Genomic DNA, 24,550 nt, shown 5'->3' on the forward strand with positions numbered 1-24,550 from the left:
CCCATCATCTCCATTGAATTCCGAGAGGTGCAGCCGGTAGGCGGCGCCGCGGCGGGTCACCTTTTATCCGATTGAGCCGCGAATGGAAGCAGCCTCCGCGCGCAAGGATGTGATTAAGCGGTTTTGGAATATCCGCTTTGAGCACAGCGCAATAGCGGGCCCGGGACACCTCCCTAGATCTAGATGCAAACGCATAGGAACCGCTGAGATGCCCGGGCGTAGGGTGTCAAAGGCCGGGTTAGTCGCATCTCTTCGGGTCCGCTCGAGAGGATGGGTGCCGATGGATCGATTGTTGCGTCAATTCCTGTCTCAATTTATCCGCCGCGGGTCGATGACGGTGACCACGGCAAAGGGCTCGAAGTTCACCGTCGGCGACGGCTCGGGCGAACCGGTCGCAGTCCGCTTCGTCACCGCGGACGCAGAGCGGAAGATCCTCGTCAATCCCGAGCTCGGGCTTGGCGAGGCCTACATGGACGGCGAGTTCGTCGTCGAGCACGGCACCATAGCTGATGCCCTCGCGATCCTGCTCGATCAACCCGACCTATTGCCGCACTGGGCAAAACCCTGGTGGCACCTGCGTTATCTGGTGCGGCACCTGAAGCAGTTCAATCCGCGCCCGCGCTCCCGCAGCAACGTCGCACACCATTACGATCTCGATGCAAGGCTCTATTCGCTCTTCCTCGACGCCGACAAGCAATACAGCTGCGCCTATTTCGAGACGCCGGAGAGCACGCTCGACGATGCACAGCTCGCCAAGAAACGGCACGTTGCCGCAAAGCTGCTCGTCAAGAGCGGCCAGCGCGTCCTCGACATCGGCTCGGGCTGGGGCGGACTTGGGCTCTATCTCGCCGAGATCGCAGGTGCTGACGTCACCGGCATAACGCTGTCGACCGAGCAGTTGCAGATCGCCAATACGCGCGCAGCCGAAAAGGGCCTGACCGGATCGGCCAAATTCCTGCTTCAGGACTATCGCGACATCGCCGGCCCGTTCGACCGCATCGTCTCAGTCGGCATGTTGGAGCATGTCGGCGCGCGCTTCTACGACACCTACTTCCAGCGCTGCGCCGAACTGCTGGACAAGGACGGCGTCATGTTGCTGCACTCGATCGGCCGTTCGCAGGGCCCGGACTCCACCAATCCGTGGATCGCCAAATACATATTTCCCGGCGGCTACATCCCTGCTCTCTCGGAGGTGCTGCCGGCGATCGAGCGGGCCGGCCTGCTGATCTGCGACATCGAGATTCTGCGCCTGCATTACGCCGAAACGCTGAAGGCATGGCGCGAGCGCTTCATGGCGCGGCGCGAAGAAGCCGTGCAGCTATATGACGAGCGCTTCGCGCTGATGTGGGAATTTTATCTGGCAGCCAGCGAGATGACGTTCCGCAAGCAGGATATGATGAACTTCCAAATTCAACTCACCCGGCGTCAGGGCGTCGTGCCGATGACACGCAACTACATCGCGCGTGAAGAAGCCCGGCTGCGGGCCGTCGAGGCCGGCGCCAAGCCGAGGCTGAAGCTGGCTGGTGAATAAGTCCTAGTGGCGCAGGGTCGAAATCGGAGCGGACCGGAAAGAGGCCGTCAAGGCCAATTGCATCCGCAGTTCCTTCAGGATTTCGGGGGCGGCCGGCTCCCGACGCACTTCCGGCCTCGCAGCGTGCTCCATGGCCGCGATCAGCCCCGACAGCCAAAGTCGGCTGCCTGCTTCGCTTCGCCAATTCCGGGGCTGCCGTTCTGGCCGCATCGCTTGCCTCGTTCCCTGGTGGCAGACGGGAGACAACCCCCCGTCCGCTTGCCTGTTCCGACTGGACCCCCGAAAGAATCCGGGGAGATGTGATCTGCTTCACATAAGTCTCGTCGGCCCTGGCTTAGACCGTCGCCATGAGCAAAGAGACCCAAACCTCATTCGACGTGCAGGACGACCTCCGCACCGATTACGCCCTGATTGCTACCGGCGTCGGGGCGGCTCTGGTTGCACTGGTTTACCTCCTGCTGGTCTGAACCGAGCCGAAAGCGCCCAGCGTGCGGCATTTCGCGCGCGTCTCGATACGTCGGCCCGCCAACCCATTAGGTTCACTTCAACGAGCGTTTTCCGTGGCGCGGTAGCGACGGCTTTCCGGTCCCGGCATGGTCCAGGAAAATCCGTCAAGCGCTGCGCGGGCTACGGCGGCCAATCATCCACCATTTTAATGATCGGTTGATAGCGGCGAGCTTTTGCTTCCGCTTTGGTCTGAGGCGGCGCTTTATCCCGGCCCCGCATCCGCCCCAGAAAATTGCTATCGCTCGACCATGGCCCTGACTGATTCGAACGTTCTCAAACTCGCGCCCGAAGCCGGAACTCCCGCCTATCGTAGCGCGCCGCATAATATTGAGGCGGAACAGAGCCTGCTGGGCGCGATCCTGGTCAACAACGACGCGTTTTACCGCGTCTCCGACTTCCTGGAGCCGAAGCACTATTTCGAGCCGTTGCACCAGACCATCTTCGAGACCGCCTCGAGCCTGATCCGGATGGGCAAGATCGCGACGCCCGTCACGCTGAAGACCTTCCTGCCCGCCGACACCGATATTGGCGGCATGACCATCGGGCAATATCTGGCGCGCCTCGCCGCCGAAGCGACCACCATTATCAATGCGCAGGATTATGGGCGCACCATCTACGATCTGGCATTGCGACGCGACCTGATCGGCATCGGCGAGGACATGGTCAATGTCGCCTATGACGCCCCGGTCGACTTCGCGCCGCGGGCGCAGATCGAGGACGCCGAGCGCCGCCTCTACGAACTCGCCGAATCCGGCCGCTATGACGGCGGCTTCCAGAAATTCTCGCAGGCGCTGACGCTTGCGGTCGATCTGGCCGCGAAAGCGTTCCAGCGCGACGGAAAGCTGTCGGGCATCTCGACCGGCCTGCGCGACCTCGACACCAAGATGGGCGGATTGCAGCACTCCGACCTCATCATCGTCGCCGGCCGCCCCGGCATGGGCAAGACCTCGCTTGCAACCAACATCGCCTACAACGTCGCCCGGGCCTACGTTCCAGAACTCCAGGCCGACGGCACCATGAAGGCCGCCCATGGCGGCGTCATCGGCTTCTTCTCCTGCGAAATGTCGGCCGACCAGCTCGCCACGCGTATCGTGGCCGAGCGCACCGGCATCCCTTCCTCCTCGATCCGCCGCGGCGGCATCTCGGAGGCCGATTTCGAGAAGATCCGCGAGGTCTCGATCGAGCTGCAGTCGCTGCCCTTCTATGTCGACGAGACCGGCGGTCTCTCCATTGCGCAGCTGATGGCGCGCGCCCGCCGGCTGAAGCGGCAGAAGGGCCTCGACCTCATCGTCATCGACTACATTCAGCTCTTGTCGGGTTCGGGCAAGCGGAGCGAAAACCGCGTGCAGGAAATCACCGAGATCACGACCAGTCTGAAGGCGCTCGCCAAGGAACTGAGCGTGCCCGTGATTGCGCTCTCGCAGCTCTCGCGCCAGGTCGAGTCGCGTGACGACAAGCGGCCGCAGCTGTCGGATTTGCGCGAATCGGGCTCGATCGAGCAGGACGCCGACGTCGTGCTGTTCGTCTACCGCGAGGAATATTACCTCGGAAACAAGGAGCCGCGCCCGGGCACGCCCGAGCACGAAAAATGGCGTCTGGACATGGATCTTGCGCATGGCAAGGCCGAAGTCATCATCGGCAAGCAGCGCCACGGCCCGACCGGCACCGTCGATGTGGCCTTCGAAGCGTCGATCACACGGTTCGGCGATCTTGCGCCGGACAGCCAGGTGCCGGACCGCAGCGGCAACGACTACTGAGTTCCCTGGGTTGAACCCGACCGGCCTCTTGCGTAAAACGGCGCCATGACAATGGCGTCCGACCCGAAAATGATCCCGCAATCCGGCCTTCTCTCCGCGGAGGCCAATCAGGCTGCCGCGCTCGCGACCTTCGGCGGCGTGCTCACCGTCGATCTCGACGCCATCATCGCCAATTGGCGCAAGCTCGAGAAGACGGCGGTGCCGGCCGAATGCTCGGCGGTGATCAAGGCAGACGCCTATGGCTGCGGCGCCGACCAGGTCGCGCGTGCCCTGAACAAGGCCGGCTGCAAGACGTTCTTCGTCGCCACTATCGAGGAAGCGCGCAAGGTGCGCGCGGCGGTGCCGGAGCCTGCGATCTACGTGCTCGGCGGCTATTTCCAGAACACCGGCGAGCACTACGCCCAGATCAACTGCCGCCCCGTGATCGGCGATCTCAACGAGCTCGCCGAATGGGACGTGTTCTGCCGCCGCACCGGCTGGACCGGTGGCGCCGCCATCCACATCGACACCGGCATGAATCGGCTCGGCCTGACGCTTGCGGAAGCACAGGCCATCATCCCCCGCATCAACGCCGGCGATCACGGCATCACGCTGGTGATGAGCCATCTGGTTTCGGCCGAGCAGCTCAACAGCCCGGTGAACGCCAAGCAACTCGCGGCCTTCCGCGGCATCGCCAGCGAATTCTCCGGCGTGCCGGCGGCACTCGCCAATTCGTCCGGCGTCTTCCTCGGCGCGCCCTTCCAGTTCGACATGGTGCGGCCGGGCGCCGCGCTCTACGGCGTCAACCCGACGCCGGAGGCCGACAATCCGATGCAGCCGGTGGTCGATCTCAAGGCCCGCATCGTGCAGATCCGCAATATCGAGCGCGGCGAGAGCGTCGGCTATGGCGGCACCTGGACCGCACGGCGGCCGACGAAACTCGCGATCATCGCGGTCGGTTATGCCGACGGCTATTTCCGCGCCGCAAGCTCCAACGACGGCACCCGCGGTGCCGAGGTCATCGTCGCGGGCAAGCGCTGTCCGGTCGCCGGCCGCGTCTCGATGGATCTGATCGCGATCGACATCACCGATCTGCCGCCGAACGCGGCGCGGCGCGGCCACATGGTGACGCTGCTCGGCGAGGGCATCACCGTCGACGAGCTCGCGCATCATTTCGGAACGATCGGCTACGAGGTGCTGACCAGCCTCGGCCGCCGCTACGCCCGCATCTACAAGGGCGGGAATGTGGTCGAGCCGCTGGCCAGGCCGGCTCTCGCGCAGGCAGCCGAGCAGCAGACGCCCGCTCCGCCGCCGGTCGAGCAGCCCGCAAACCCGCCGCCGCTGCCGGGCTGAGCAGCGCGCCGCTTACTTCTTCTTCCTGCTGTCCAGCGCCGTCCTGCAGGTCGCGCTGAGCTGATCGCGCTTGGCGTTGAGGCACGCGACGATGCCGCCGCCCGGCGCAATGCCGGCGCAGAATTTGTCATAGTCCGCCTTGCACGCGCCGCGTGGATCGGATGATTGTGCCGAGACGCCCCCGGAGAACGCAACGGCGACGGCGATAACGGCAAAGCTCAACTTGGACATTGTTTCTCCGGTAACGGAAGGCAGGAGCCGGTAGCTCTACATGAAGATCGCGACGTTCAACATCAACAACATCAATCGCCGCCTGCCCAATCTGTTGGCATGGATGCGAACGGCGAAGCCCGACGTCGTCGCACTTCAGGAGTTGAAGGCAAGTGATGGCGAATTTCCGGCGGCCGCGATCGAAAAGGCCGGTTACGGCGCAGTGTGGTGTGGACAGAAGACCTGGAACGGCGTCGCCATCCTGGCCCGCAATGCCGAGCCCGTTCTCACCCGCGATCGCTTGCCGGGAAAGCCTGCCGATCACGAAGCCCGCTACATCGAGGCCGCGGTACGCGGTGTCATCGTCACCAGCATCTACCTGCCGAACGGCAATCCGCAGCCGGGACCGAAATTCGACTACAAGCTCGACTGGTTCGCGCGGCTCAGGCGCCATGCCAGAACCTTGATCAAGCAGGATCTGCCGGTGGTGCTCGCCGGCGACTACAACGTTGCGCCTGATGAGATCGACATCTATCCGACGCGCTCGTGGGACAAGGATGCCTTGATCCAGCCGAAGAGCCGTGCGGCCTTTGCCTCGCTGGTGGCACAAGGCTGGTGTGACGCGATCCGCGAACTGCACCCGGAGCAACGCATCTACACCTTCTGGGATTATAAGCGAAACCGCTGGCCGCGCGATGCGGGCCTGCGGCTCGATCATCTCCTGCTCAGCCCTGCCCTCGCCTCACGCCTGGCAAAAGCCGGCGTGGACAAGAAGGTTCGCGGCGAGGAAGGCGCGAGCGATCACGCACCGGCCTGGGTCGTACTGCGCTAGCTCAACGCCCGTAATATTCCTGCACCGTGTCCCACGCTGCCTTTTGCAGAAGCTCCACCGTCGGTGCGTCCAGTCCCATCGTGTAGGAATTGCCGACCGGCGAGCGGCCCGTCAGCGCGGCGAACGTCACGCAGGTCGCCAGATACGTGCCTGCGGGGCTCGGGTGCCGCTTGTCCGGCGCATACAGATTGAGCTCGGGCTGCAGCTTGCGCACGCGCGCGAAGGCAAGGCCTGCGGGGATCACCAGCGCATCATTGGCATTGCCTGCGATCGTGTAGGCTTCGGCCAACGCTTCCGTCATCTCAGGCTTGTCGGCATAAGCCCATGACATGAACAGGACCGGCCGCATGCCATGCGTGCGGACGATCTCGCCGTCCTTCTTCACGAAGGTCGCGAACGCGTCCTTCAACTGCGGATGGATCGGACACTGGCTGCAATCCATCATCACGACGGCGTCGTACTGCCTGCCCGGCTTGTTGAAGACGACGTTGTTCTGCTCGTCGAACGAATAGGCGCCGAGGCCGCCCGGCCGCAGCAGATTGTCCATGTCGTGCCAATCGAGGCCGGAGCCGCCGATCGTTGCCATGGTGTTGCGATAGGCCGCCTTGGCTTCGGGATACGCAGCCCGCTCCATGAAGGAGAGATGCCCGGGCATGCCGTTGTTGTAGTAGAAGAAGCTGTTGCCGACGAACAGCGCGGCCTTGGGGAAATCCGGTCCCGGTGTCGTGACCTTGGGCTTGGTCTGCGCCTGCGCATTGAAGCCGGCTACAACGGCCAGACACATCGCGAGCATCACTCGCGCGAAAAGACGCATCATCGGCTTCCTCCCTTGTTCTATCGGGCCGGAAACAGATCAGCTTTTCAGGAGTGCCTCAAGGGGACTGACGAGCAGCAGACATGCGTGAGAGCGCATGCTCACCACAGATTCTTGCCGTCGATCATGGTCACCGGCACGGCCTCGAGATCGAACTCGTCGAACAGGCGCGCGTTGACGCCGACCCTGGGATTGTCGAAATCGGGCTTGCCGGTCGACCAGTCCGGCGACTCCGAATAGGTACCGCAGCCGCAGCTTGCGCAGAAATGGTGTTTGACCATGCGGCTGCCCCAGAGATAAGTCGCGACGTTCTCCGCGGGCGATAGCAGCCGAAACTGCGCCGGCGTGTAATAGGCCCACAACGCGCCGCGCTTGGCGCAGAGCGAGCAGGTGCAACGGGTCACGCTCGCGGGCGGCTCCGTCACCTCGAACACCGTCTCACCGCAATGACAGCTTCCCTCGACCCGCATGACCCGCTCTCCGTTTTGTCAGGAGATGGTCGTAGCCGGACCCTGCTGCCAACATGCTGTCAGCAGCGCACAGCCGGACTTGACCCATGTGCTGCGAACCCCGACTTGCCGCGCCAACTCAACAAAAACATGAAAAACAACCCCATGCACAGTAGCCGACCGCTGGCGAATCAATGGGTTACGCATGCTCCGAAACGGGCAAAACACCCGCGGCATGTCTCCGGAAGCAGTCGTCGCCCACCAGACAGTGAACAGGAGAGATCGCCCGCGAACGACCTCTCCTTCGCCTTCAGCGCAGTGGACTGCGATCAGCCTTTTTGAACGGCGGCCGCGGCCTTGCGTATGACGTCGATCACAACATCAGGCTGGGACAACATTGGCACGTGGCTGCTCGCGACCTCGGTAATCGTCGCTCCCATGCGCTTTGAGACCCAACGTTGCAGATCGGGATGCACGGTGTGGTCTTTCGTGGCCAGGACGTACCAGCTTGGCTTCGATCTCCACGCGACCTTGTCCGCGCTGAGCTTTTGCTGCTGGAACAGATTGTAGACGGGCGCATAATGGGTGGCCCAAACCAGTTTCTGGTCTGCCTCGGAGAGGTCACCCGCGAAGAACTCGGTGCCGCTCGGAAGCATCCAGGCACGCCCATCCGCCACCTCGACGCGAGAGAAAATGTCCGACGGATATTTGTCGAGCTGATCCTGTACGGTTTCGCCGGCATCCGGAGCCACCGCTGCAATGTACACCAGCCCAACCACGCGCTCATCCGTGCCTGCGCCTGTAATCGTTGCCCCGCCGTAAGAATGACCGACCAGCAGGACGGGGCTGCCCACACGATTGAGTGTGCGCTTAACCGTCGCCAGATCCTCCTCGTAAGAGTCCAAACCATATTGGACGGCGATCACCTCGTAACCATCGGCCTGCAATGCAGGGATGACCTTACTGAAGCAGGAGCCGTCGGCCCAAATGCCGTGGCAGAAAACGATCGTCGGTTTGGCGCTCATGGGGCCTTGCCTTCCTGATCACAATTGAAGGGCGACAGGATAGTGAGGCGGTAAGGCGCGTCTTCCGAAATGGCACGGGAAGGCTTGTTCTTGAGTTGCAGGATGAAGACCGAGGACGCGTTACTGGGCCTCGGCGATCTTCGCTCCAGATGACGGCATCTGCGCGTGAGTTGCCGAGAACCGGTTCGACGGCGATGCCGGGTCCGGTAATCGGAAAGCGGCGTCGGCCGGCGCTCCCTGGGGTGCTCGGCGGGCAACGGTTGTCGGAAGCACGATCACTTTCGCGCCGACTTTCACGCGATCATAGAGGTCAACGACGTCCTCATTGGTCAGTCGGATACAGCCGGACGAGACCCGCTTCCCGATCGTATCGGGCTTGTTGGTGCCGTGAATTCGATATTCGGTGTCGCCCAGATACATCGCCCGAGCGCCAAGGGGGTTGCCGGGACCTCCTGCCATGAACCGCGGCAGATAAGGCTGACGCGAGACCATCTCCGCAGGCGGATGCCAATCCGGCCATTCCGCCTTGCGAGCCACAGTCTGCTCACCGGACCATGTGAAACCTTCGCGGCCAACACCGATGCCGTAGCGCAGTGCCTGCGCGTCGTTCAGAACGAGATAGAGGAATGTGTTCTTGGTATCGATGATCACGGTGCCCGGCGTCTGGCGGCTGGCGTAGTCGACCACCTGCCGCACCAATGCTCCGGGAACGTCGGCCGCTTTGGGCGGTTCGACCAGAGGCGCAGGGGCCGGAAGCGGAGCCGAAGCCGGCATCGGAGCCGGTGCTGACGGTGATGCACGAACCGGCGTCGAGACGTAAACCGGAGTGGACGACGCTTGGGCTTCGTGCGCGGACGGCTTTCGTGCCGGTTGCACGTTCGTCGGTCGGGACAGCAAACCGTACCCCAACGCGGCGACGGCCACGGCGCCAATTGCAACTCTCGCGGCCATCGGGATTGCGAACGTCTCCGCCTTTCCGCGCTTGGACCGCTTAGCCATACTCTTCCCCCAGGTCACTATGCTCACGAGAGGTACCCAGTAAGATTTAAGAAACTTCGAAGCGATTTCGCTCAGACTGGAACCGTCGGCGATGGTTAACGCCGGGCTCTCGGCAAGACCGGGTTCCCTAGCCGCGCGGATCGCCCGCGCCGCTGGCCGCGGCTAAACTCTCCCGATTCGTGGAGACCGTTTTGGCTTTCCTCTTCGTCCTCATCGTCGGCCTCGTCGCAGGCACCATTTCCGGCATCGTCGGCACGGGCTCGTCGATCATGCTGATGCCGGTGCTTGTCTATGCCTATGGGCCCAAGGAGGCGGTGCCGATCATGGCGGTGGCCGCCGTGATGGCCAACTTCTCGCGAATCCTGGCCTGGTGGCGCGAGGTCGATTGGCGGGCCTGCGCGGCCTATTCGGTGACAGGCATTCCGGCCGCCGTGCTCGGCGCGCGGACGCTGCTGGCCCTGCCCTCTCACGCCGTCGATCTCGCCATCGGGGTCTTCCTGATCGCGATGGTGCCGGTGCGGCACTGGCTGGCGCGGCACGACCTCAAGGCCAATCTCTGGCATCTGGCGATCGGCGGGGCCGTCATTGGTTACCTCACCGGCATCGTCGTCTCCACCGGCCCGCTCAGCGTCCCGCTGTTCCTGTTCTACGGCTTGTCCCGGGGTGCCTTCCTCGCGACCGAAGCGGCTTCTTCGCTCGGGCTCTATGCCGCGAAATCCGTGACCTTCGAACGGTTCGGCGCGCTGACCGGCGACGTGTTCGTCAAAGGCCTGGTCGCAGGATCGTCGTTGATGGCGGGCGCCTTCATCGCCAAACGCTTCGTGCTGCGCCTGAAGCCGGAGATGTTCCGCGTCGTGATGGACGCCATCATGATCGCCGCCGGCCTCTCCATGCTGTGGAATGCGGCGCAGCCGTAGCCGCGTTGCGCTCAGACCGCAAATTCGGGTGCGATCGACGGGCTATCCTCAATGACGCGGCTCTGGTGGGCCGGCCGTCCCTGGAGCCATACCAACACGGCCTCGAGTGGCTGCGGCCGATGATAGAGAAAGCCCTGCCCGAACCTCACGCCCATCTCGCGCATCGCCTGGGCCTGCTCGGCACGCTCGATGCCTTCGGCCACCAAAGTGAGGCCCAGCGTGCCGGCAAGCGATGCGATGACGCCAACAATCGCCTTGTCTTCCGCACTATCGGGGATCTCGCTGATGAAGGCCTTGTCGATCTTGACCTTGTCCAGCGGAAACCGCCTGAGATGGGCGAGCGAGCTGTAGCCGGTGCCGAAATCGTCGAGCGCGATGGTGGCACCCAGGCGCCGCAGGCGGTGCAGTGTCTCGGATGCGCTGGCCATGTTGTTGATCAGCGATCCCTCGGTGATCTCGAGCTCCAGCAATGATGCCGCCACGTCGAAGCGCGCGCAGGTCGCGCGCAGCTCGGCGGCGAACGAATGGTCGGCGAGCTCAGACGGCGGCAGATTGATCGCGATCCGGATATGCGGCCTGCCGGCCGCAGCCAGATGTTGCAGGGCGCGGCAGGCATCGGTGAGCACATAGCGCGTCAGCCGCGCATTGTTGCCGCTGCGCTCGATTAGCGGCAAGAATTCGCCCGGACCGATCACGCCATGTTCCGGATGGCGCCAGCGGATCAGCGCTTCCAGGCCGACGATGTCGTGGCTTTCGAGATCGACCTGGCTTTGATACCAGACCTCGAATTGCCTCTCGTCGAAGCCTGTGGGAATGGCAAGTTCGAGCTCCCGGCGGCGGCGATAGTCGCGCTGAAGCGCTTCGTCGAGCACCGCGACCGTGCCGGGCGCCTTGCTCTTGGCATGGTAGAGCGCGATGTCGGCGAGCGCCGGCAGGTGCGAAAGCTCGGGATCTCCGGCACGGCGCACGGCAAGGCCGATGCTGGCACGCGGCACGACTTGCTTGTCGTGAAGCCGGATCGGCTCCGAAATCGCATCCAGCAAGTGGCGCGAAAACCTCTGCGCGGTCTCCTCGTTGCTGACCTCGGGTCGAATGACGACGAATTCATCGCCGCCGAGCCGAGCCACCCAATCTTGCGGTTCGACCGCACCACGAAGGCGCTCGGAAATGTGCACCAGGAACTTGTCGCCGGAATCATGGCCAAAGGTGTCGTTGATGCCCTTGAAGTCGTCGAGATCGATGAAGCAGAGCGCGATCAGCGCGTCCGGTGAGCCGGCATCGTGACTCAGGGTCGCGAGGTGCTCGGAGAGCGAACGGCGATTAGGCAGCCCCGTGAGCGGATCGTGCGCGGCCATGTGGCCGAGCCGGTCGAGCGCACCCGACGTCGTGTGCTGCATGGCGTTGAAGGCATGCGCGAGCTGACCGAACTCGTTCGAGGATTTGACCTCCGCCGGATAGGCGCGGCCGTCCTGCTTGCTGCGCTGGATCGCGGACATCATCGCCGCCAGCGGTCTGCCGATGAAGAGATTGGCGGAGATCCGCATGGCGATCAGGGTCGCAAACGTTGCCAACAGGCCGACGACCAGCAGCAGCACCAGCCGGCTGCCCGCGTCTGCGTAGAGCGCCGCATGCGAATATACGATCGCGATGCGGCCGGCCTGGACCGCCATGTTGCCGTTGCTGTAGTTGATCGGACGCGAGATCTCCGCGACCGCCTGCCTCGTCGGGCGCGCCACCACGCGGGCAATCGCGATTCCGGTATCGTCGTAAACGGCCGCCGCGGCGATGCTCTCGTCGTGCATGATCTCGTTGAGCACGCTCGTGACCTGGTCGTAGCGCATCTTCCAGAGCGGTTCGGCAATCAGCTCGGCGCGGCTCTCGGCGAGGCGGGCGATGCGCGCGTCGAGCTGCCTGATCTGCGACCAGAAGCTCGACGCCTCCACGCCGGCGGAGGCGAGCAATTGCACCAGCAACAGAACAGGTACTGTCGCCCAGATCATCGCACGGACGACCGAGCGCAAGCGCGGCGGCGCCGCCTGCTGCTTGCGATCCGGATCGGTCATGTTGTCGCCGTTTCGCATCAGTCGGCAGCGCCTTCCACAGGGGCCAACGACGAGATCAGCGCATCGACGGAGAAGTCGTACTGGCCGCAGCGCCCTGCCTTGGCCCTGAAACGCGCGAAATCGATCCGGTCGAAGGCACGCGTGGTGATGAGCTCGCCAACCGCAGCGAGGTTGTCGCGCGTGATCGCGGACGTCTTGACCTCGACACGGGATGATACGTCCGCAAAATCGCAGCCATCGGCGTAGTCGCGCAACAGTACGATCGACCAGCCGCCGAGCAGGAAGTGACCGCCGTCGGTCAGAAGCAAGCGGCCCGCCTTGATCTCGCGCAGCGCATCCTCCGACCAGTTGAGGCCGACCAATTGGATGTTCCGCCCGGGCGTGAGGCCGGCAGCGCTTACCGCGCGAAGCGCTCCCAGCGCCATCGGATCGTTTCCGGCCCATATGCCTGCGGGCCGGATCTCTTTGCGCGCGGCCCAGCTCAGATAATTCGTGGTGACATGCTCGGCCTCCGACCGCGTCCAGTTGGCGAACAGCATCCGATCCACCACGACGTCGGGCGCGGCGTCCACCGCGAGCTTGAGACCCGCGTTGCGGGCGATCGAGGAGGGCGTGATCTCGTCGCCACCGATGCCGAGAATGTGAATCTTGCCGTCCGGGCTCTGCCATTTCTCGGCACGCGCCGCGTCGATCAGGGCATTGGCCATCCGCGCGCCTGCGGTCTGAAGATCGGTCGTGATGTCGCCGAGCCAGGTCTTGAGCTTTTGACGCGGCGGTCCCAAACGCGCCGCATCGTCACCGATCAGCGTGTTCGAGAGCAGCAGCGTCCTGATCCCAGCGGCCTCAGCTGCCTCCATGATCGGGACGGCGGCCGATTCCTCGTTCGAGAGAATGAGAAAGTCGGGCTTGTCGCTGCGTGCCACCACGCCGAACCCGAGCTCCTGCATGGTGCGGTAATTGCGCTCGCTGGTCAGCACCTCGACATGCGCGCCGAGCTTGCGGCCGGCGGCCTGCATGGTCAGCGAAACCATGTCCCAATAGACCTCGCCGGACTTGCCCGGGTTGACGAAGACGACGTTGAGACGCTTCGCATCGGCCGCAGCAGCGGCGCCAGGCGGCATCAGAACGCCGCAGGCGATGCCGAAAGCCAGCAATATCCGCAAAAGTCCTGTCATTCGTTTCGCCATCCCGTATCGGTTCCGAAACTGGACCCCCGTCCGCTAATATTTGGCAAAGTCCGGCCGGACGCGGCGGCATAGAGCTAACAAAGGGTGTATCAGGCGTGCCGAACTGCGATATGCGGTCCGCTCGGACTGACGCTCTCGACCCGTCATTCCGTGCTATCAGCAAACCTGAAACCCCCGACTCGCTGTCCCCGGACTCGCTGTCCCCATGGCCAAGAACACACTTTCCTTCGTCTGCCAGAACTGCGGCGCGGCCTATAACCGCTGGCAGGGCAAGTGCGAGTCCTGCGGCGAGTGGAATACGCTCGCGGAGGAGGACACGACCGGCAGCGTGCCGGTGTCGATCCGCTCCAAGCGCAAGGGGCGGACGTTCGCGCTGGAGAGCCTGTCCGGAAAAACCCAGGACGCCCCGCGCCTGTCCTCGGGCATGACGGAGCTCGATCGCGTCACCGGTGGCGGCTTCGTCCGCGGCTCGGTGCTGCTGGTCGGCGGCGATCCCGGCATCGGCAAGTCGACGCTGCTGACGCAGGCCACAAGCCTGCTCGCACGCGCCGGTCACCGCGTCGTCTACATCTCCGGCGAAGAGGCGGTCGCACAGGTGCGGTTGCGCGCGGAGCGGCTCGGGCTGTCGGATGCGCCGGTGCAGCTCGCCGCCGAAACGTCGGTGGAAGACATCGTCTCGACGCTGTCCGAGGGCGCGGTGCCCCGGCTGATCGTGATCGATTCGATCCAGACCATGTGGACCGACACGGTGGAATCGGCACCCGGCACGGTGACGCAGGTGCGCGCCTCGGCACAGGCCCTGATTCGTTTTGCCAAAAGGACCGGCGCGGCCATCATCCTGGTCGGCCACGTCACCAAGGACGGCCAGATCGCAGGCCCTCGCGTGGTCGAGCACATGGTCGATGCGGTGCTGTCGTTCGAGGGCGAAGGCTCGCAGCAATTCCGCATCCTGCGCGCCGTGAAGAACCGCTTCGGGCCGACCGACGAGATCGGCGTGTTCGAGATGACCGGGCTTGGCCTGCGCGAAGTCACCAACCCCTCCGAGCTGTTCTTGTCCGAGCGCGATCTCGGCACGCCCGGCACCGCAGTCTTCGCGGGCATCGAGGGCACAAGGCCCGTTCTGGTCGAATTGCAGGCGCTGGTGGCGCCGACCTCGCTCGGCACCCCGCGACGGGCCGTGGTCGGCTGGGATCCGAGCCGGCTTTCGATGGTGCTGGCGGTGCTGGAAGCCCATTGCGGGGTCAAGCTGTCCGGCCACGACGTCTATCTGAACGTCGCAGGCGGCCTGCGCATCCACGAGCCCGCGGCCGATCTGGCCGCCGCGGCGGCGCTGGTGTCCTCGCTGGTTAATGCGCAGTTACCCACCGATGCGGTCTATTTCGGCGAGATCTCGCTCTCCGGCGTGGTGCGCCCGGTGGCGCAGACCCCGGCCCGGCTGAAAGAAGCGGCAAAACTCGGCTTTCAGCGTGCCGTGCTGCCCGAATCGGCCCGGGGCGAAGCCGGCGGCGATGCCGGCCTGTCGCTGAACGCGATCAACAGCCTGACCACGCTGGTCGCCGAGATCGCCGCGCGCGGCTCCCGGCGGGGCGACTCGAGCGCGCCGGCAGAGAAAAATGCCACACCGGCAAGATTCCGCCGTGGAGAGGGTTAGCCGATGGTGACGTCCCCCGCCCTCGCCGCTATACAGCCGTCACAAAAGCAGCATGGGATTGCGTGGTTGCGGCCTTGCCGGGAACGTCGTCTGGCCCTCACTTAGGGCGGGCGGCCAAACACCGATTCGCTGAGCACCTTGAAGTACGAGCGGACCAGACCAGCCGATGCCAGTAACCATCCTCGACCTGATCCTGCTCGGTGTGATGCTGATTTCGGGCCTGCTCGCCATGGTTCGCGGCTTCATGCGCGAAATCCTGTCGATCGCGGCCTGGGGCACGGCGGCAATCGTCACCCTTTATTCATTCTCGAAGCTGCTGCCGACCGCAAAGACCTATTTCAACAACGATACCGTCGCGAGCGTGGTCGTGGTCGCCGGCGTGTTTGTGGGTACTTTGGTCGTGGTCTCCGTGATCACGGTCCGGATCTCCGACATGATCCTGGATTCGCGCATCGGCGCGCTGGACCGCACGCTCGGCTTTCTGTTCGGGCTGGCACGCGGACTTTTGATCGTCGTGGTCGCCTTCCTGTTCTTCACCTGGCTGGTGCCGGACAAGCAGCGCCCGGACTGGGTCACGGGGGCCAAATCCCGCGTGGTGCTGCAGGGAACCGGGGATTGGCTGATGGCCCTCTTGCCTGACGACCCCGAGAACACCATCTTGAAGAGATTCAAGAAAAACAAACCAGATGAAGAGCAAACTGATTCCGAGCAGCAGCCTTCGGGCAGTGGCGACGGATACAGCAAACCGGCTCGTGACAGCCTTAAAAAGCTGATCGAGAAACCCGCGGCGCGTTGATAAGCCCTAACGAGAGGCTCGGACGAGATGCGAAATCCTGACCAGGACGCCCTACTTGATCTCGGCCCGGCCGCGCTGGAACTTCAAGACGATCTGGAGGGGGATACGCTACGCGAGGAATGCGGCGTCTTCGGCATCTACGGCCATCCCGATGCCGCGGCCATCACGGCGCTCGGCCTCCACGCCCTTCAGCACCGCGGTCAGGAAGCCGCCGGCATCGTCTCCTATGACGGCGGCCGCTTTCATTCCGAACGCCGCCTCGGCCTCGTCGGCGACACCTTCTCCCGCCGCGAGGTGATCGACCGCCTCCCCGGCACGATGGCAGTCGGCCATGTCCGCTATTCCACCACCGGCGCGACCATCCTGCGCAACGTGCAGCCCCTGTTCGCCGAACTGAATGCCGGCGGCCTTGCGGTCGCCCACAACGGCAACCTCACCAACGGCCTGACGCTGCGCCGCGAGCTCGTGAAGAACGGCGCGATGATGCAGTCGACCACCGACACCGAGGTGATCCTGCACCTGGTCGCGCGCTCCAGACGCAGCCGCTTCATCGAGCGCTATATCGACGCGCTGCGCGAGATCGAGGGCGCCTATGCGCTGGTGTCGCTGACCAACAAGAAGCTGGTCGGCGCGCGCGATCCGCGCGGCATCCGTCCGCTGGTGCTCGGCGAACTCGATGGTTGCCCGATCCTGACCTCCGAGACCTGCGCCCTCGACATCATCGGCGCGCGCTTCGTCCGCGACATCGAGCCCGGCGAGGTCATCGTGTTCGACGAGAACGGGCAGGACATTCACAAGCCGTTCCCGCCGATCGCGCCACGCCCCTGCATCTTCGAGTACATCTACTTCTCCCGTCCGGATTCCATCGTCCACGGTCGCTCGGTCTACGAGGTGCGCAAGGCCTTCGGTGCGCAGCTCGCGCGCGAGAGCCACGTGCCGGTCGACGTCGTGGTGCCGGTGCCGGATTCCGGCGTGCCCGCCGCGGTCGGCTACAGCCAGCATTCCGGCATCCCGTTCGAACTCGGCATCATCCGCAACCACTATGTCGGCCGCACCTTCATCCAGCCGACGCAGGCGATCCGCGAATCCGGCGTGCGCATGAAGCATTCGGCCAACCGCGCCGCAATCGAAGGCAAGCGCATCATCCTGATCGACGATTCGCTGGTGCGCGGAACCACCTCGAAGAAGATCGTACGCATGATGCGCGATGCCGGCGCCAAGGAAGTGCACTTCCGCCTCGCCTCGCCGCCGATCCTCTATCCCGATTATTACGGCATCGACCTGCCGGACCGCGGCGGTCTTCTTGCGGCGACACATTCGCTGGAAGAGATGCGCGAGATCATCGGCGCCGACTCGCTCGCCTTCCTGTCGATCGACGGCATGTACCGCGCCATGGGCGAGCCCGGCCGCGACCCCGCCAATCCGAAATTCTCGGATCATTGCTTCACCGGGGCCTATCCGACCCACCTCACCGACCAGACCCAGACCGAGCAGCAGCCGCGGCAATTGTCGTTGCTGGCGGAGGCGAGCTAGGCTCATCGTCCCGGCCTAGCGCGCAATTGCGCACGGGGGCCGGGACCCATTGCCACCGGCCTCTCTGGTTCGAAGAAGGTGTGACAATCATCTTCCCTAGCCATAAACGTCACGGCGTATGGGTCCTGGCTTTCGCCAGGACGACGCTGGATAGAACCTTTCAATGACAAAACCCCTCGCCAATCGCATCGCTCTCGTCACCGGCGCCTCGCGCGGCATCGGCTTCGCCACGGCCAAGGCGCTGGCCAAGGCCGGCGCGCATATCGTCGCCGTGGCGCGTACGCAGGGCGGGCTGGAAGAACTCGACGACGAGATCCGCAAGGACGGCGGCAGCGCCACGCTGGTGCCGCTCAACCTCACCGATTCCGACGGCATCGCGCGGCTGGGCGCCGGCCTGCATGAGCGCTACGGCAAGCTGGACATCCTCGTCGGCAATGCGGGCGTGCTTGGGCCCTCCTCACCGATCGGCCATATCGAGCTGAAGGCCTTCACCGACGTGATGGCGGTCAACGTCTCCGCGAACTTCCAGCTGATCCGCTGCATGGAGCCGCTGCTGAAGCAGTCCGACGCCGGCCGCGCGGTGTTCATCACTTCCGGCGCGGCCAACAAGGCCACCGCCTATGTCAGCCCCTACGCCGCCTCCAAGGCGGCGCTGGAGACGCTGGCGCGCGCCTGGGCGCAGGAGACCGCGAACACCAAGCTGCGCGTCAATCTGTTCAATCCTGGCCCCGTCCGCACCCGGATGCGCGCCACGTTGATGCCGGGCGAAGACCCGGCGACGCTCGATACGGCCGAGCAGGTCACCGAATTCATCGTGCCGATGTGCGCGCCTGATTGGACCGAGACCGGCAAGTTCTACGACTACAAAACGCGCAGCCTGATGAGCTTCCGCTCCCCGGCCTGATTGACTTGACGGCCTCCCCGCGATTGACTGCCCGCGCTCAAGCGGCAGCAAGCTGCAGGCCGAAAAAGGGAGGTTGCCATGGCGTCATGGCGGAATCGCGCAGGTTTTACGCGTGCGCTCGCAAATGTCTCTCGCGTCCTCTCCGTCCTGATCGCGGCCATCGCGTTTGCGCTTCCGGGCGCGGCGATCGCCGGCGACGTCCCGACCTTCGCGGTCGATGCGTCCTGGCCAAAGCCGTTGCCGAACAACTGGATCCTCGGCCAGGTCGGCGGCATCACCGTCGACTGGCAAGGCCACATCTGGGTGATCCATCGTCCCCGCTCGCTCACCGACGACGAGAAAGGTGCGAGCCTCACTCCGCCGCGCTCGAAATGCTGCGTGTCGGCGCCGCCGGTGCTCGAATTCGACAGCGACGGCAATCTGCTGCGATCGTGGGGCGGCGCGGGCGAAGGCTATGAATGGGTCGGCCGCGAGCACGGCATCGAGGTCGACGAGCGCGGCTTCGTCTGGGTCGGCGGCAATGCCGACAACGACAACGCCATCCTGAAATTCACGCTCGACGGCAAGTTCGTCGCCCAGATCGGCAAGATCGCGCCGAGCCTCGGCAGCAGCGACACGACGCAGCTCGGCAAGCCCGCCGAGACCGCGATCGACAAGGCCGCCAACGAAATCTACGTCGCCGACGGCTACGGCAATCGCCGCGTCATCGTGTTCGACGCAACCACGCTCGCCTACAAGCGGCACTGGGGCGCCTACGGCAACAAGCCCGACGACACCAAGCAGGCGGCGTATGATCCCAAGGCGCCGGTTGCGCAGCAGTTCGGCAATCCCGTCCACTGCGTGAAGCTCGCCAATGACGGGCTCGTCTACGTCTGCGACCGCATCAACAACCGCATCCAGGTGTTCAAGAAGGACGGCAGCTTCGTGAAGGAGTTCTTCTTCGAGAAGAATACGCTCGGCAACGGCGCGGTGTGGGACATCGCGATCTGGCCCGATCCGAAGCAGACCTGGCTGCTCAGCGCCGACGGCGAGAACAACGAGATCAGGGTGATCAGGCGAGACGACGGCAGCGTGGTCGGCAGCTTCGGCCACAACGGCCGCAATGCCGGACAATTCCACTGGGTGCATGCCATGGCGATCGACGCCAAGGGTAACGTCTATACCGCCGAGGTCGACACCGGAAAGCGCATCCAGAAATTCAAGCTGACATCGGACGCGCTGAAATAGCGTCTCGACGCATTTTTCCCCAAAAGTTAACCGATGGATGACGCTGCGACGCAGCGTCATCCGGCTTTAGGCGCATTGCCGCCGGCCGTGGGACACGGTAGAGCCATCAGCCGGAACAGGGCTCCGTTCAAGAGAGCCGTCCGCATGTTTGACAATGGAGGAAATCTTTTATGACGACGACGTTCGCGCGCCGCTCCGCGGCCCTTCTGGCCTGTGCCGCCTTCGGTTTTGCCACATCCGCCTTCGCCCAGGAAAAATCCGTCACGATCGGCGTGCTCAACGACATGTCCAGCCTCTATGCCGACATCGGCGGCCCCGGCGCCGTGGCGGCGGTCAACATGGCGGTGGAAGATTCCGGTCTTCGCGCCAAGGGCTGGAAGATCGATGTGATCAGCGGCGACCACCAGAACAAGCCGGACGTTGGCGTCAACATCGCGCGGCAGTGGATCGACACCCAGAAGGTCGATGTGATCGCCGACACCCCGAACTCCGGCGTGGCGCTGGCCGTCAGCAACGTCGTCAAGGAAAAGAACGCGGTCCTGCTCAACAATGGCGGCGCCAGTGCCGACCTCACCGGCAAGGCCTGCAACGCCAACACCATTTCCTATACTTACGACACCTACATGCTCGCCAACGGCACCGGCAAGGCGCTGACCAAGGCCGGCGGCGACAGCTGGTTCTTCCTGACCGCCGACTACGCCTTCGGTGCCGCGCTCGAGCGTGACACCAGCGCGGTCGTCACCGCGAACGGCGGCAAGGTGCTCGGCGGCGTCAAGCATCCGCTCAACACGTCGGATTTCTCCTCCTTCCTGCTGCAGGCGCAGAACTCGAAGGCGAAGATCGTCGGTCTCGCCAATGCCGGCGGTGACACCACCAACTCGATCAAGCAGGCGGCCGAGTTCGGCATCGTCGAAGGCGGCCAGAAGCTCGCCGCGCTGTTGCTGTTCATCAACGACGTCCACTCGCTCGGTCTGAAGACCGCGCACGGCCTGACCTTCACAGAATCCTTCTACTGGGATCTCAACGAAGGCACGCGCGCCTTCTCGAAGCGCTTCCAGGACAAGGTCGCCAACAAGGCGATGCCCTCGATGACGCAGGCCGGCAATTATGCTGCCGTGCTGCATCTTCTGAAGGCGATGGACGCCCTCGGCGGCAATCCGCATGACGGCGCCAAGGTCGTCGCCAAGATGAAGGAGCTACCGACCGACGATCCGCTGTTCGGCAAGGGCCCGCTCCGCGAGGACGGCCGCCGGATCATTCCCGCCTTCCTGTTCGAGGTGAAGAAGCCGGAAGAATCGAAGGGACCGTGGGACTATTACAAGCTGGTCGCGACCATCCCGGCGGAAGATGCGGCCAAGCCGCTCAAGGACAGCGAGTGCCCGCTGGTGAAGAAGTGACCGCGTAGCGGTCAGGCAAATCCCTAACGACGTCATGCCCGGGCTTGTCCCGGGCATCTACGTTTGAAGCCCGGACAAAGACGTGGATGGCCGGGACAAGCCCGGCCACGACGGACGCGTCAGGCGCTCTTCGCCGTTCCCAGTGCCCGCACCGCGATCGCCACGCACGCCACCATCAGCACCGCCGCGAGCAGGAACGGCGCGCCGGGCAGCTGCCACGGCGCGCTGGCGCCGATGAAGTATGAAAACGTCAGCGTGAACAGGAACGGGCCGACGAGCTGCGACACGCTCTGCACGCTCGCGGTCGCGCCCTGCAACTGGCCCTGCTGATCGGGCGCGACCAGCCGCGTCATCAGCGATTGCATGGCGGCGCCCGAAATGCCCCACAACGACATCACGGGAATGCCGATCCAGAACAGCGGCCCGGTCGGCGCCGCGCCGAAGATCACGAAACCGATCGCGCCACAGCACAGGCCGAGCAACAAGGCGTTGCGCTCGCCGAGCACGCGCACGATCGGGCCGATCGCGAGCCCCTGCACCACCATGGCGCAGATGCCGACCATCGCCAGCGTCAATCCCACGGTTTTCGAATCCCAGCCGTAGCGATAGGTCGCGTAGAGCACGAAGGTCGAGGGCAGCACGACATGCGCGACCTGCGCGATGAAGTTGACGACGGACAACGCAGCGAGCACCGCGTTGGAACGCAGCAGGCGGAGCGCACCGAGCGGATTGGCGCTCCTCCAGCGGAACGGCGCGCGCTTGTCCGGCGCCAGCGATTCCGGCAGGACGAAGAGCCCATAGAGTGCATTGGCAAAGCTTAAGGCGGCCGAGGCCCAGAACGGCAGACGCGGATCGATATCGCCGAGCAGACCGCCCAGTGCCGGGCCCAGCACGAAGCCGGCGCCGAAGGCAGCGCCAATCCTGCCGAACACCGCTGCGCGCCGCTCCGGCGGCGTGATGTCGGCAATATAGGCAAAGGCGGTCGAGATGCTGGCCGAGGTGATGCCTGAGATGACGCGGCCGACGAACAGCCAGACCAGCGACGGCGCCAGCGCCATCAGCACGTAATCGGCCGCGAGCCCGAAATTCGACAGCAGCACCACCGGCCGCCGCCCGAAGCGGTCCGACAGCGCGCCAAGCACCGGCGAGAACACGAACTGCATCAGCGCCCAGGCGGTCCCGAACAGGCCGAAGATGCGGGCCGCATGCGCCGTGTCGTTGTCGACGAAGCTCTCGATCAGTTTGGGCAGGATCGGCATGATCACGCCGAGCGCGAGCATGTCCAGCAGGATGGTGACGAAGATGAAGGCGACCGCACCGCGCCGGACTGGCGCTGCGCCCTGCGCCATCGCCTCGCCGGCCTCGTTGCTCACGACGGCCGCTTGCGCTTGTGGGCGAACGGATTGGCCTTCTCGCGCAAGGTGATGCGCACCGGTGTGCCCGGCAGCTCGAAGGCCTCACGCAGCGAATTGGTGAGGTAGCGCAGATAGGACTGCGGCACCGCGTCCGCACGCGAGCAGAACAGCACGAAGCTCGGCGGGCGCGCCTTGGTTTGCGTGATGTAGTTCAGCTTGAGTCGTCGTCCGGACACGGCCGGCGGCGGATTGGCCTGGACCGCCTCCTCGAACCAGCGGTTCAGCGCCGCGGTCGACACACGCCTGTTCCAAAGCGCATAGGCATCCTGGATCGCCTGCATCAATCGATCGATGCCTTCGCCCATCAAGCCGGAGACGGCGACGATCGGCACGCCCTTGATCCGCGGCAGCAGATGATCGGCATCGCGGCGCAGATTCGAGATCGCACCGCCACCCTTGCTCTCCATCAGGTCCCATTTGTTGACGGCGAGCACGACGGCGCGCCCCTCGCGCTCGATCAGGTCGGCGATGCGAAGATCCTGCTCCTCGAAGCGGTTCTGCGCGTCCATCATCATCACGACGACTTCGGCAAAGCGCACCGCGCGCAGTGCGTCGGCGACCGAGAGCTTTTCGAGCTTCTCCTCGATCCGCGAGCGCCGGCGCAGACCCGCGGTGTCGAACACGCGAAACTCGCGGCCCTTCCAGTTGATCTCGACCGCGATGGAATCGCGCGTGGTGCCGGCCTCCGGGCTCGTCAGCAGGCGCTCCTCGCCGAGCAGATGATTGATCATGGTCGACTTGCCGGCGTTGGGCCGGCCGACGATCGCGACCCGGATCGGACGCGTGGCGGCCTCTTCCTCCGTCAGCGGTTCGTCGTCTTCGAACTCATCCTCCTCCACCGGCTCCGGCATCAGCGGTCGCAGAGCGTCGTAGAGCTCGCCCATGCCCTCGCCGTGCTCGGCCGAGATCTGGATGGGATCGCCGAGGCCGAGCGCGAAAGCCTCCATCGCGCCGGCATCGCCATGCTTGCCTTCGCTCTTGTTGGCGACGAGCAGCACCGGCTTGTTGGCCTTGCGGGCGAAATCGGCGAAGGCGCGATCGTTGGGCGTGAGGCCCATGCGGGCATCGATCACGAAGAACAGCGCGTCGGCCTGTGCGATCGCGGCCTCCGTCTGCTCCTGCATGCGGGCGGTCAGCGAGCCCTTGGCGCCTTCATCGAGGCCGGCGGTGTCGATGATCGTGAAGTCGAGATCGCCGAGCCTGGCCTCGCCCTCGCGGCGATCGCGGGTGACGCCCGGCAGGTCATCGACAAGCGCGAGCTTCTGCCCGACCAGGCGGTTGAACAGCGTCGACTTGCCGACATTGGGTCGGCCGATAATGGCAATCTTAAAGGACATGGGTCATTCGTGCGCTGCCGGAGCCGCGCCTGTCAATGAAATGAAGACAATTGTTTGAGCATGATCTTTTCGGAAAACCGCTTCACACTTTTCCGGATCATGCTCTAGCGCGAGAAGCTGCCGCTCGGCATCGGTGCCGGAAAGGCGCCCTGCGTTTGCTGCTGGGTGGTCTGGGTCGGTTGCGCCTGCTGGACCGGCTGATCGGGCGGCGGCGCGGTGGTGCGCTTGCGGACGATCTTCTGCCTGGGCGGCGGAGTGGCCGCGGGCGGCGCGGCCTCGGGCTGGGCCTCGCCATCGACTTCGCCGGCGGGCGCCCCAGCCGGCGCGACGGCCGCACTGGCCGGCTGCCTGGTCTTTTTCGCTTTGGCACCCTTCGCCGGCTTCGGCTCGGGCGCAGGCTCGGTGGGCAGAGCCGCGACGGCGGGTCCGTTCGGATCGGGCTGTTGCTGCGCGCCCTTGTACATGTCCTTCGGAACGCCCTGCTCGAGGCCCGGCACGCCTTCCGGGAACACCGGCTTGCGGTCGCCCGGCAGCTTCTTCTTGGTATCGAGGAAGTCGAGCATGTCGCTCGGATCGAAGCTGGAGCAACCGCCCAGCACGCCCGTGAAGGCGATCAGGACGGCGGCTGCGATCAAGCGTGGCGTGCGGCGCATATCGGTATCTCGTC

Annotated in this window: 21 protein-coding genes; 11 read left to right on the top strand and 10 right to left on the bottom strand. The window is 64.6% G+C overall.

Annotated elements, in window-relative coordinates; all coding sequences use genetic code 11:
- Positions 1-280: 280 nt before the first annotated feature.
- The 3 genes from AC0L20_RS01550 to alr all read left to right on the top strand — a co-directional run bounded on the left by AC0L20_RS01550 (position 281) and on the right by alr (position 5,127).
- Positions 281-1,531, top strand: coding sequence for a class I SAM-dependent methyltransferase (locus tag AC0L20_RS01550; RefSeq protein WP_473287144.1), 1,251 nt, complete (start codon positions 281-283; stop codon positions 1,529-1,531).
- 755 nt (positions 1,532-2,286) lie between these two features.
- A complete protein-coding gene (locus AC0L20_RS01555) occupies positions 2,287-3,795 on the top strand; it encodes a replicative DNA helicase (protein WP_027569657.1) in 1,509 nt (502 codons plus the stop codon).
- Positions 3,796-3,846: 51 nt separating this feature from the next.
- Positions 3,847-5,127, top strand: coding sequence for an alanine racemase (gene alr / locus AC0L20_RS01560; protein ID WP_473287458.1), 1,281 nt, complete (start codon positions 3,847-3,849; stop codon positions 5,125-5,127).
- A 12-nt stretch (positions 5,128-5,139) separates the two neighbouring features.
- Here the strand turns inward: alr and AC0L20_RS01565 are convergent, their stop codons facing one another.
- A complete protein-coding gene (locus tag AC0L20_RS01565; protein ID WP_473287145.1) occupies positions 5,140-5,358 on the bottom strand; it encodes a cysteine rich repeat-containing protein in 219 nt (72 codons plus the stop codon).
- A gap of 40 nt (positions 5,359-5,398) precedes the next feature.
- Between AC0L20_RS01565 and AC0L20_RS01570 the strand changes: the two genes are divergently transcribed.
- On the top strand, positions 5,399-6,169 hold the full coding sequence (locus AC0L20_RS01570) for an exodeoxyribonuclease III (protein WP_473287146.1): 771 nt from the start codon (positions 5,399-5,401) through the stop codon (positions 6,167-6,169).
- Between the two features lies 1 nt (position 6,170).
- Here the strand turns inward: AC0L20_RS01570 and AC0L20_RS01575 are convergent, their stop codons facing one another.
- The 4 genes from AC0L20_RS01575 to AC0L20_RS01590 all read right to left on the bottom strand — a co-directional run bounded on the left by AC0L20_RS01575 (position 6,171) and on the right by AC0L20_RS01590 (position 9,456).
- A complete protein-coding gene (locus AC0L20_RS01575; RefSeq protein ID WP_473287147.1) occupies positions 6,171-6,986 on the bottom strand; it encodes a hypothetical protein in 816 nt (271 codons plus the stop codon).
- A 98-nt stretch (positions 6,987-7,084) separates the two neighbouring features.
- Entirely contained in the window at positions 7,085-7,453 is a 369-nt protein-coding gene (locus tag AC0L20_RS01580) for a GFA family protein (RefSeq protein WP_473287148.1), read from the bottom strand.
- Between the two features lie 308 nt (positions 7,454-7,761).
- Complete coding sequence (locus AC0L20_RS01585; RefSeq protein WP_473287149.1) at positions 7,762-8,457, bottom strand: alpha/beta fold hydrolase; 696 nt, start codon at positions 8,455-8,457, stop codon at positions 7,762-7,764.
- Between the two features lie 120 nt (positions 8,458-8,577).
- Positions 8,578-9,456, bottom strand: coding sequence for a L,D-transpeptidase (locus AC0L20_RS01590; protein ID WP_473287459.1), 879 nt, complete (start codon positions 9,454-9,456; stop codon positions 8,578-8,580).
- A gap of 191 nt (positions 9,457-9,647) precedes the next feature.
- On the opposite strand from AC0L20_RS01590, the gene AC0L20_RS01595 reads away from it, so the two are divergent.
- Positions 9,648-10,373, top strand: a complete 726-nt coding sequence (locus AC0L20_RS01595) for a sulfite exporter TauE/SafE family protein (protein ID WP_473287150.1) — start codon at positions 9,648-9,650, stop codon at positions 10,371-10,373.
- An 11-nt stretch (positions 10,374-10,384) separates the two neighbouring features.
- Here AC0L20_RS01595 and AC0L20_RS01600 read toward each other — a convergent pair whose 3' ends face one another.
- Both AC0L20_RS01600 and AC0L20_RS01605 read right to left on the bottom strand, forming a co-directional pair.
- Positions 10,385-12,454: a putative bifunctional diguanylate cyclase/phosphodiesterase gene (locus tag AC0L20_RS01600; RefSeq protein WP_473287151.1), complete on the bottom strand. Its 2,070-nt coding sequence runs from the start codon at positions 12,452-12,454 to the stop codon at positions 10,385-10,387.
- Positions 12,454-13,611 carry an ABC transporter substrate-binding protein gene (locus tag AC0L20_RS01605; protein ID WP_473287152.1) on the bottom strand — a complete coding sequence of 386 codons (1,158 nt, stop codon included), beginning with the start codon at positions 13,609-13,611 and terminating at the stop codon, positions 12,454-12,456. The genes AC0L20_RS01600 and AC0L20_RS01605 overlap by 1 nt, the downstream gene beginning before the upstream one ends.
- Before the next feature lie 217 nt (positions 13,612-13,828).
- On the opposite strand from AC0L20_RS01605, the gene radA reads away from it, so the two are divergent.
- The 6 genes from radA to AC0L20_RS01635 all read left to right on the top strand — a co-directional run bounded on the left by radA (position 13,829) and on the right by AC0L20_RS01635 (position 21,131).
- Positions 13,829-15,274, top strand: a complete 1,446-nt coding sequence (gene radA, locus AC0L20_RS01610; RefSeq protein WP_027517500.1) for a DNA repair protein RadA — start codon at positions 13,829-13,831, stop codon at positions 15,272-15,274.
- 166 nt (positions 15,275-15,440) lie between these two features.
- Complete coding sequence (locus AC0L20_RS01615) at positions 15,441-16,070, top strand: CvpA family protein (protein WP_007592055.1); 630 nt, start codon at positions 15,441-15,443, stop codon at positions 16,068-16,070.
- 27 nt (positions 16,071-16,097) lie between these two features.
- Entirely contained in the window at positions 16,098-17,603 is a 1,506-nt protein-coding gene (gene purF / locus AC0L20_RS01620) for an amidophosphoribosyltransferase (protein ID WP_007609288.1), read from the top strand.
- Positions 17,604-17,766: 163 nt separating this feature from the next.
- Positions 17,767-18,507: an SDR family NAD(P)-dependent oxidoreductase gene (locus tag AC0L20_RS01625; RefSeq protein ID WP_473287153.1), complete on the top strand. Its 741-nt coding sequence runs from the start codon at positions 17,767-17,769 to the stop codon at positions 18,505-18,507.
- Between the two features lie 78 nt (positions 18,508-18,585).
- Positions 18,586-19,734: an NHL repeat-containing protein gene (locus AC0L20_RS01630; protein ID WP_473287154.1), complete on the top strand. Its 1,149-nt coding sequence runs from the start codon at positions 18,586-18,588 to the stop codon at positions 19,732-19,734.
- Positions 19,735-19,904: 170 nt separating this feature from the next.
- Positions 19,905-21,131 (top strand): ABC transporter substrate-binding protein, encoded by a 1,227-nt coding sequence (locus tag AC0L20_RS01635; protein WP_473287155.1) that lies wholly within the window; start codon positions 19,905-19,907, stop codon positions 21,129-21,131.
- A 119-nt stretch (positions 21,132-21,250) separates the two neighbouring features.
- Here AC0L20_RS01635 and AC0L20_RS01640 read toward each other — a convergent pair whose 3' ends face one another.
- The 3 genes from AC0L20_RS01640 to AC0L20_RS01650 all read right to left on the bottom strand — a co-directional run bounded on the left by AC0L20_RS01640 (position 21,251) and on the right by AC0L20_RS01650 (position 24,536).
- A complete protein-coding gene (locus AC0L20_RS01640) occupies positions 21,251-22,504 on the bottom strand; it encodes a TCR/Tet family MFS transporter (RefSeq protein ID WP_473287156.1) in 1,254 nt (417 codons plus the stop codon).
- Positions 22,501-23,883: a ribosome biogenesis GTPase Der gene (gene der, locus AC0L20_RS01645; protein WP_473287157.1), complete on the bottom strand. Its 1,383-nt coding sequence runs from the start codon at positions 23,881-23,883 to the stop codon at positions 22,501-22,503. The genes AC0L20_RS01640 and der overlap by 4 nt, the downstream gene beginning before the upstream one ends.
- Positions 23,884-23,987: 104 nt before the next feature.
- Positions 23,988-24,536 (bottom strand): hypothetical protein, encoded by a 549-nt coding sequence (locus AC0L20_RS01650; protein ID WP_247360563.1) that lies wholly within the window; start codon positions 24,534-24,536, stop codon positions 23,988-23,990.
- Between the last annotated feature and the right edge of the window lie 14 nt (positions 24,537-24,550).

Source organism: Bradyrhizobium sp. Kon58 (assembly GCF_055807455.1).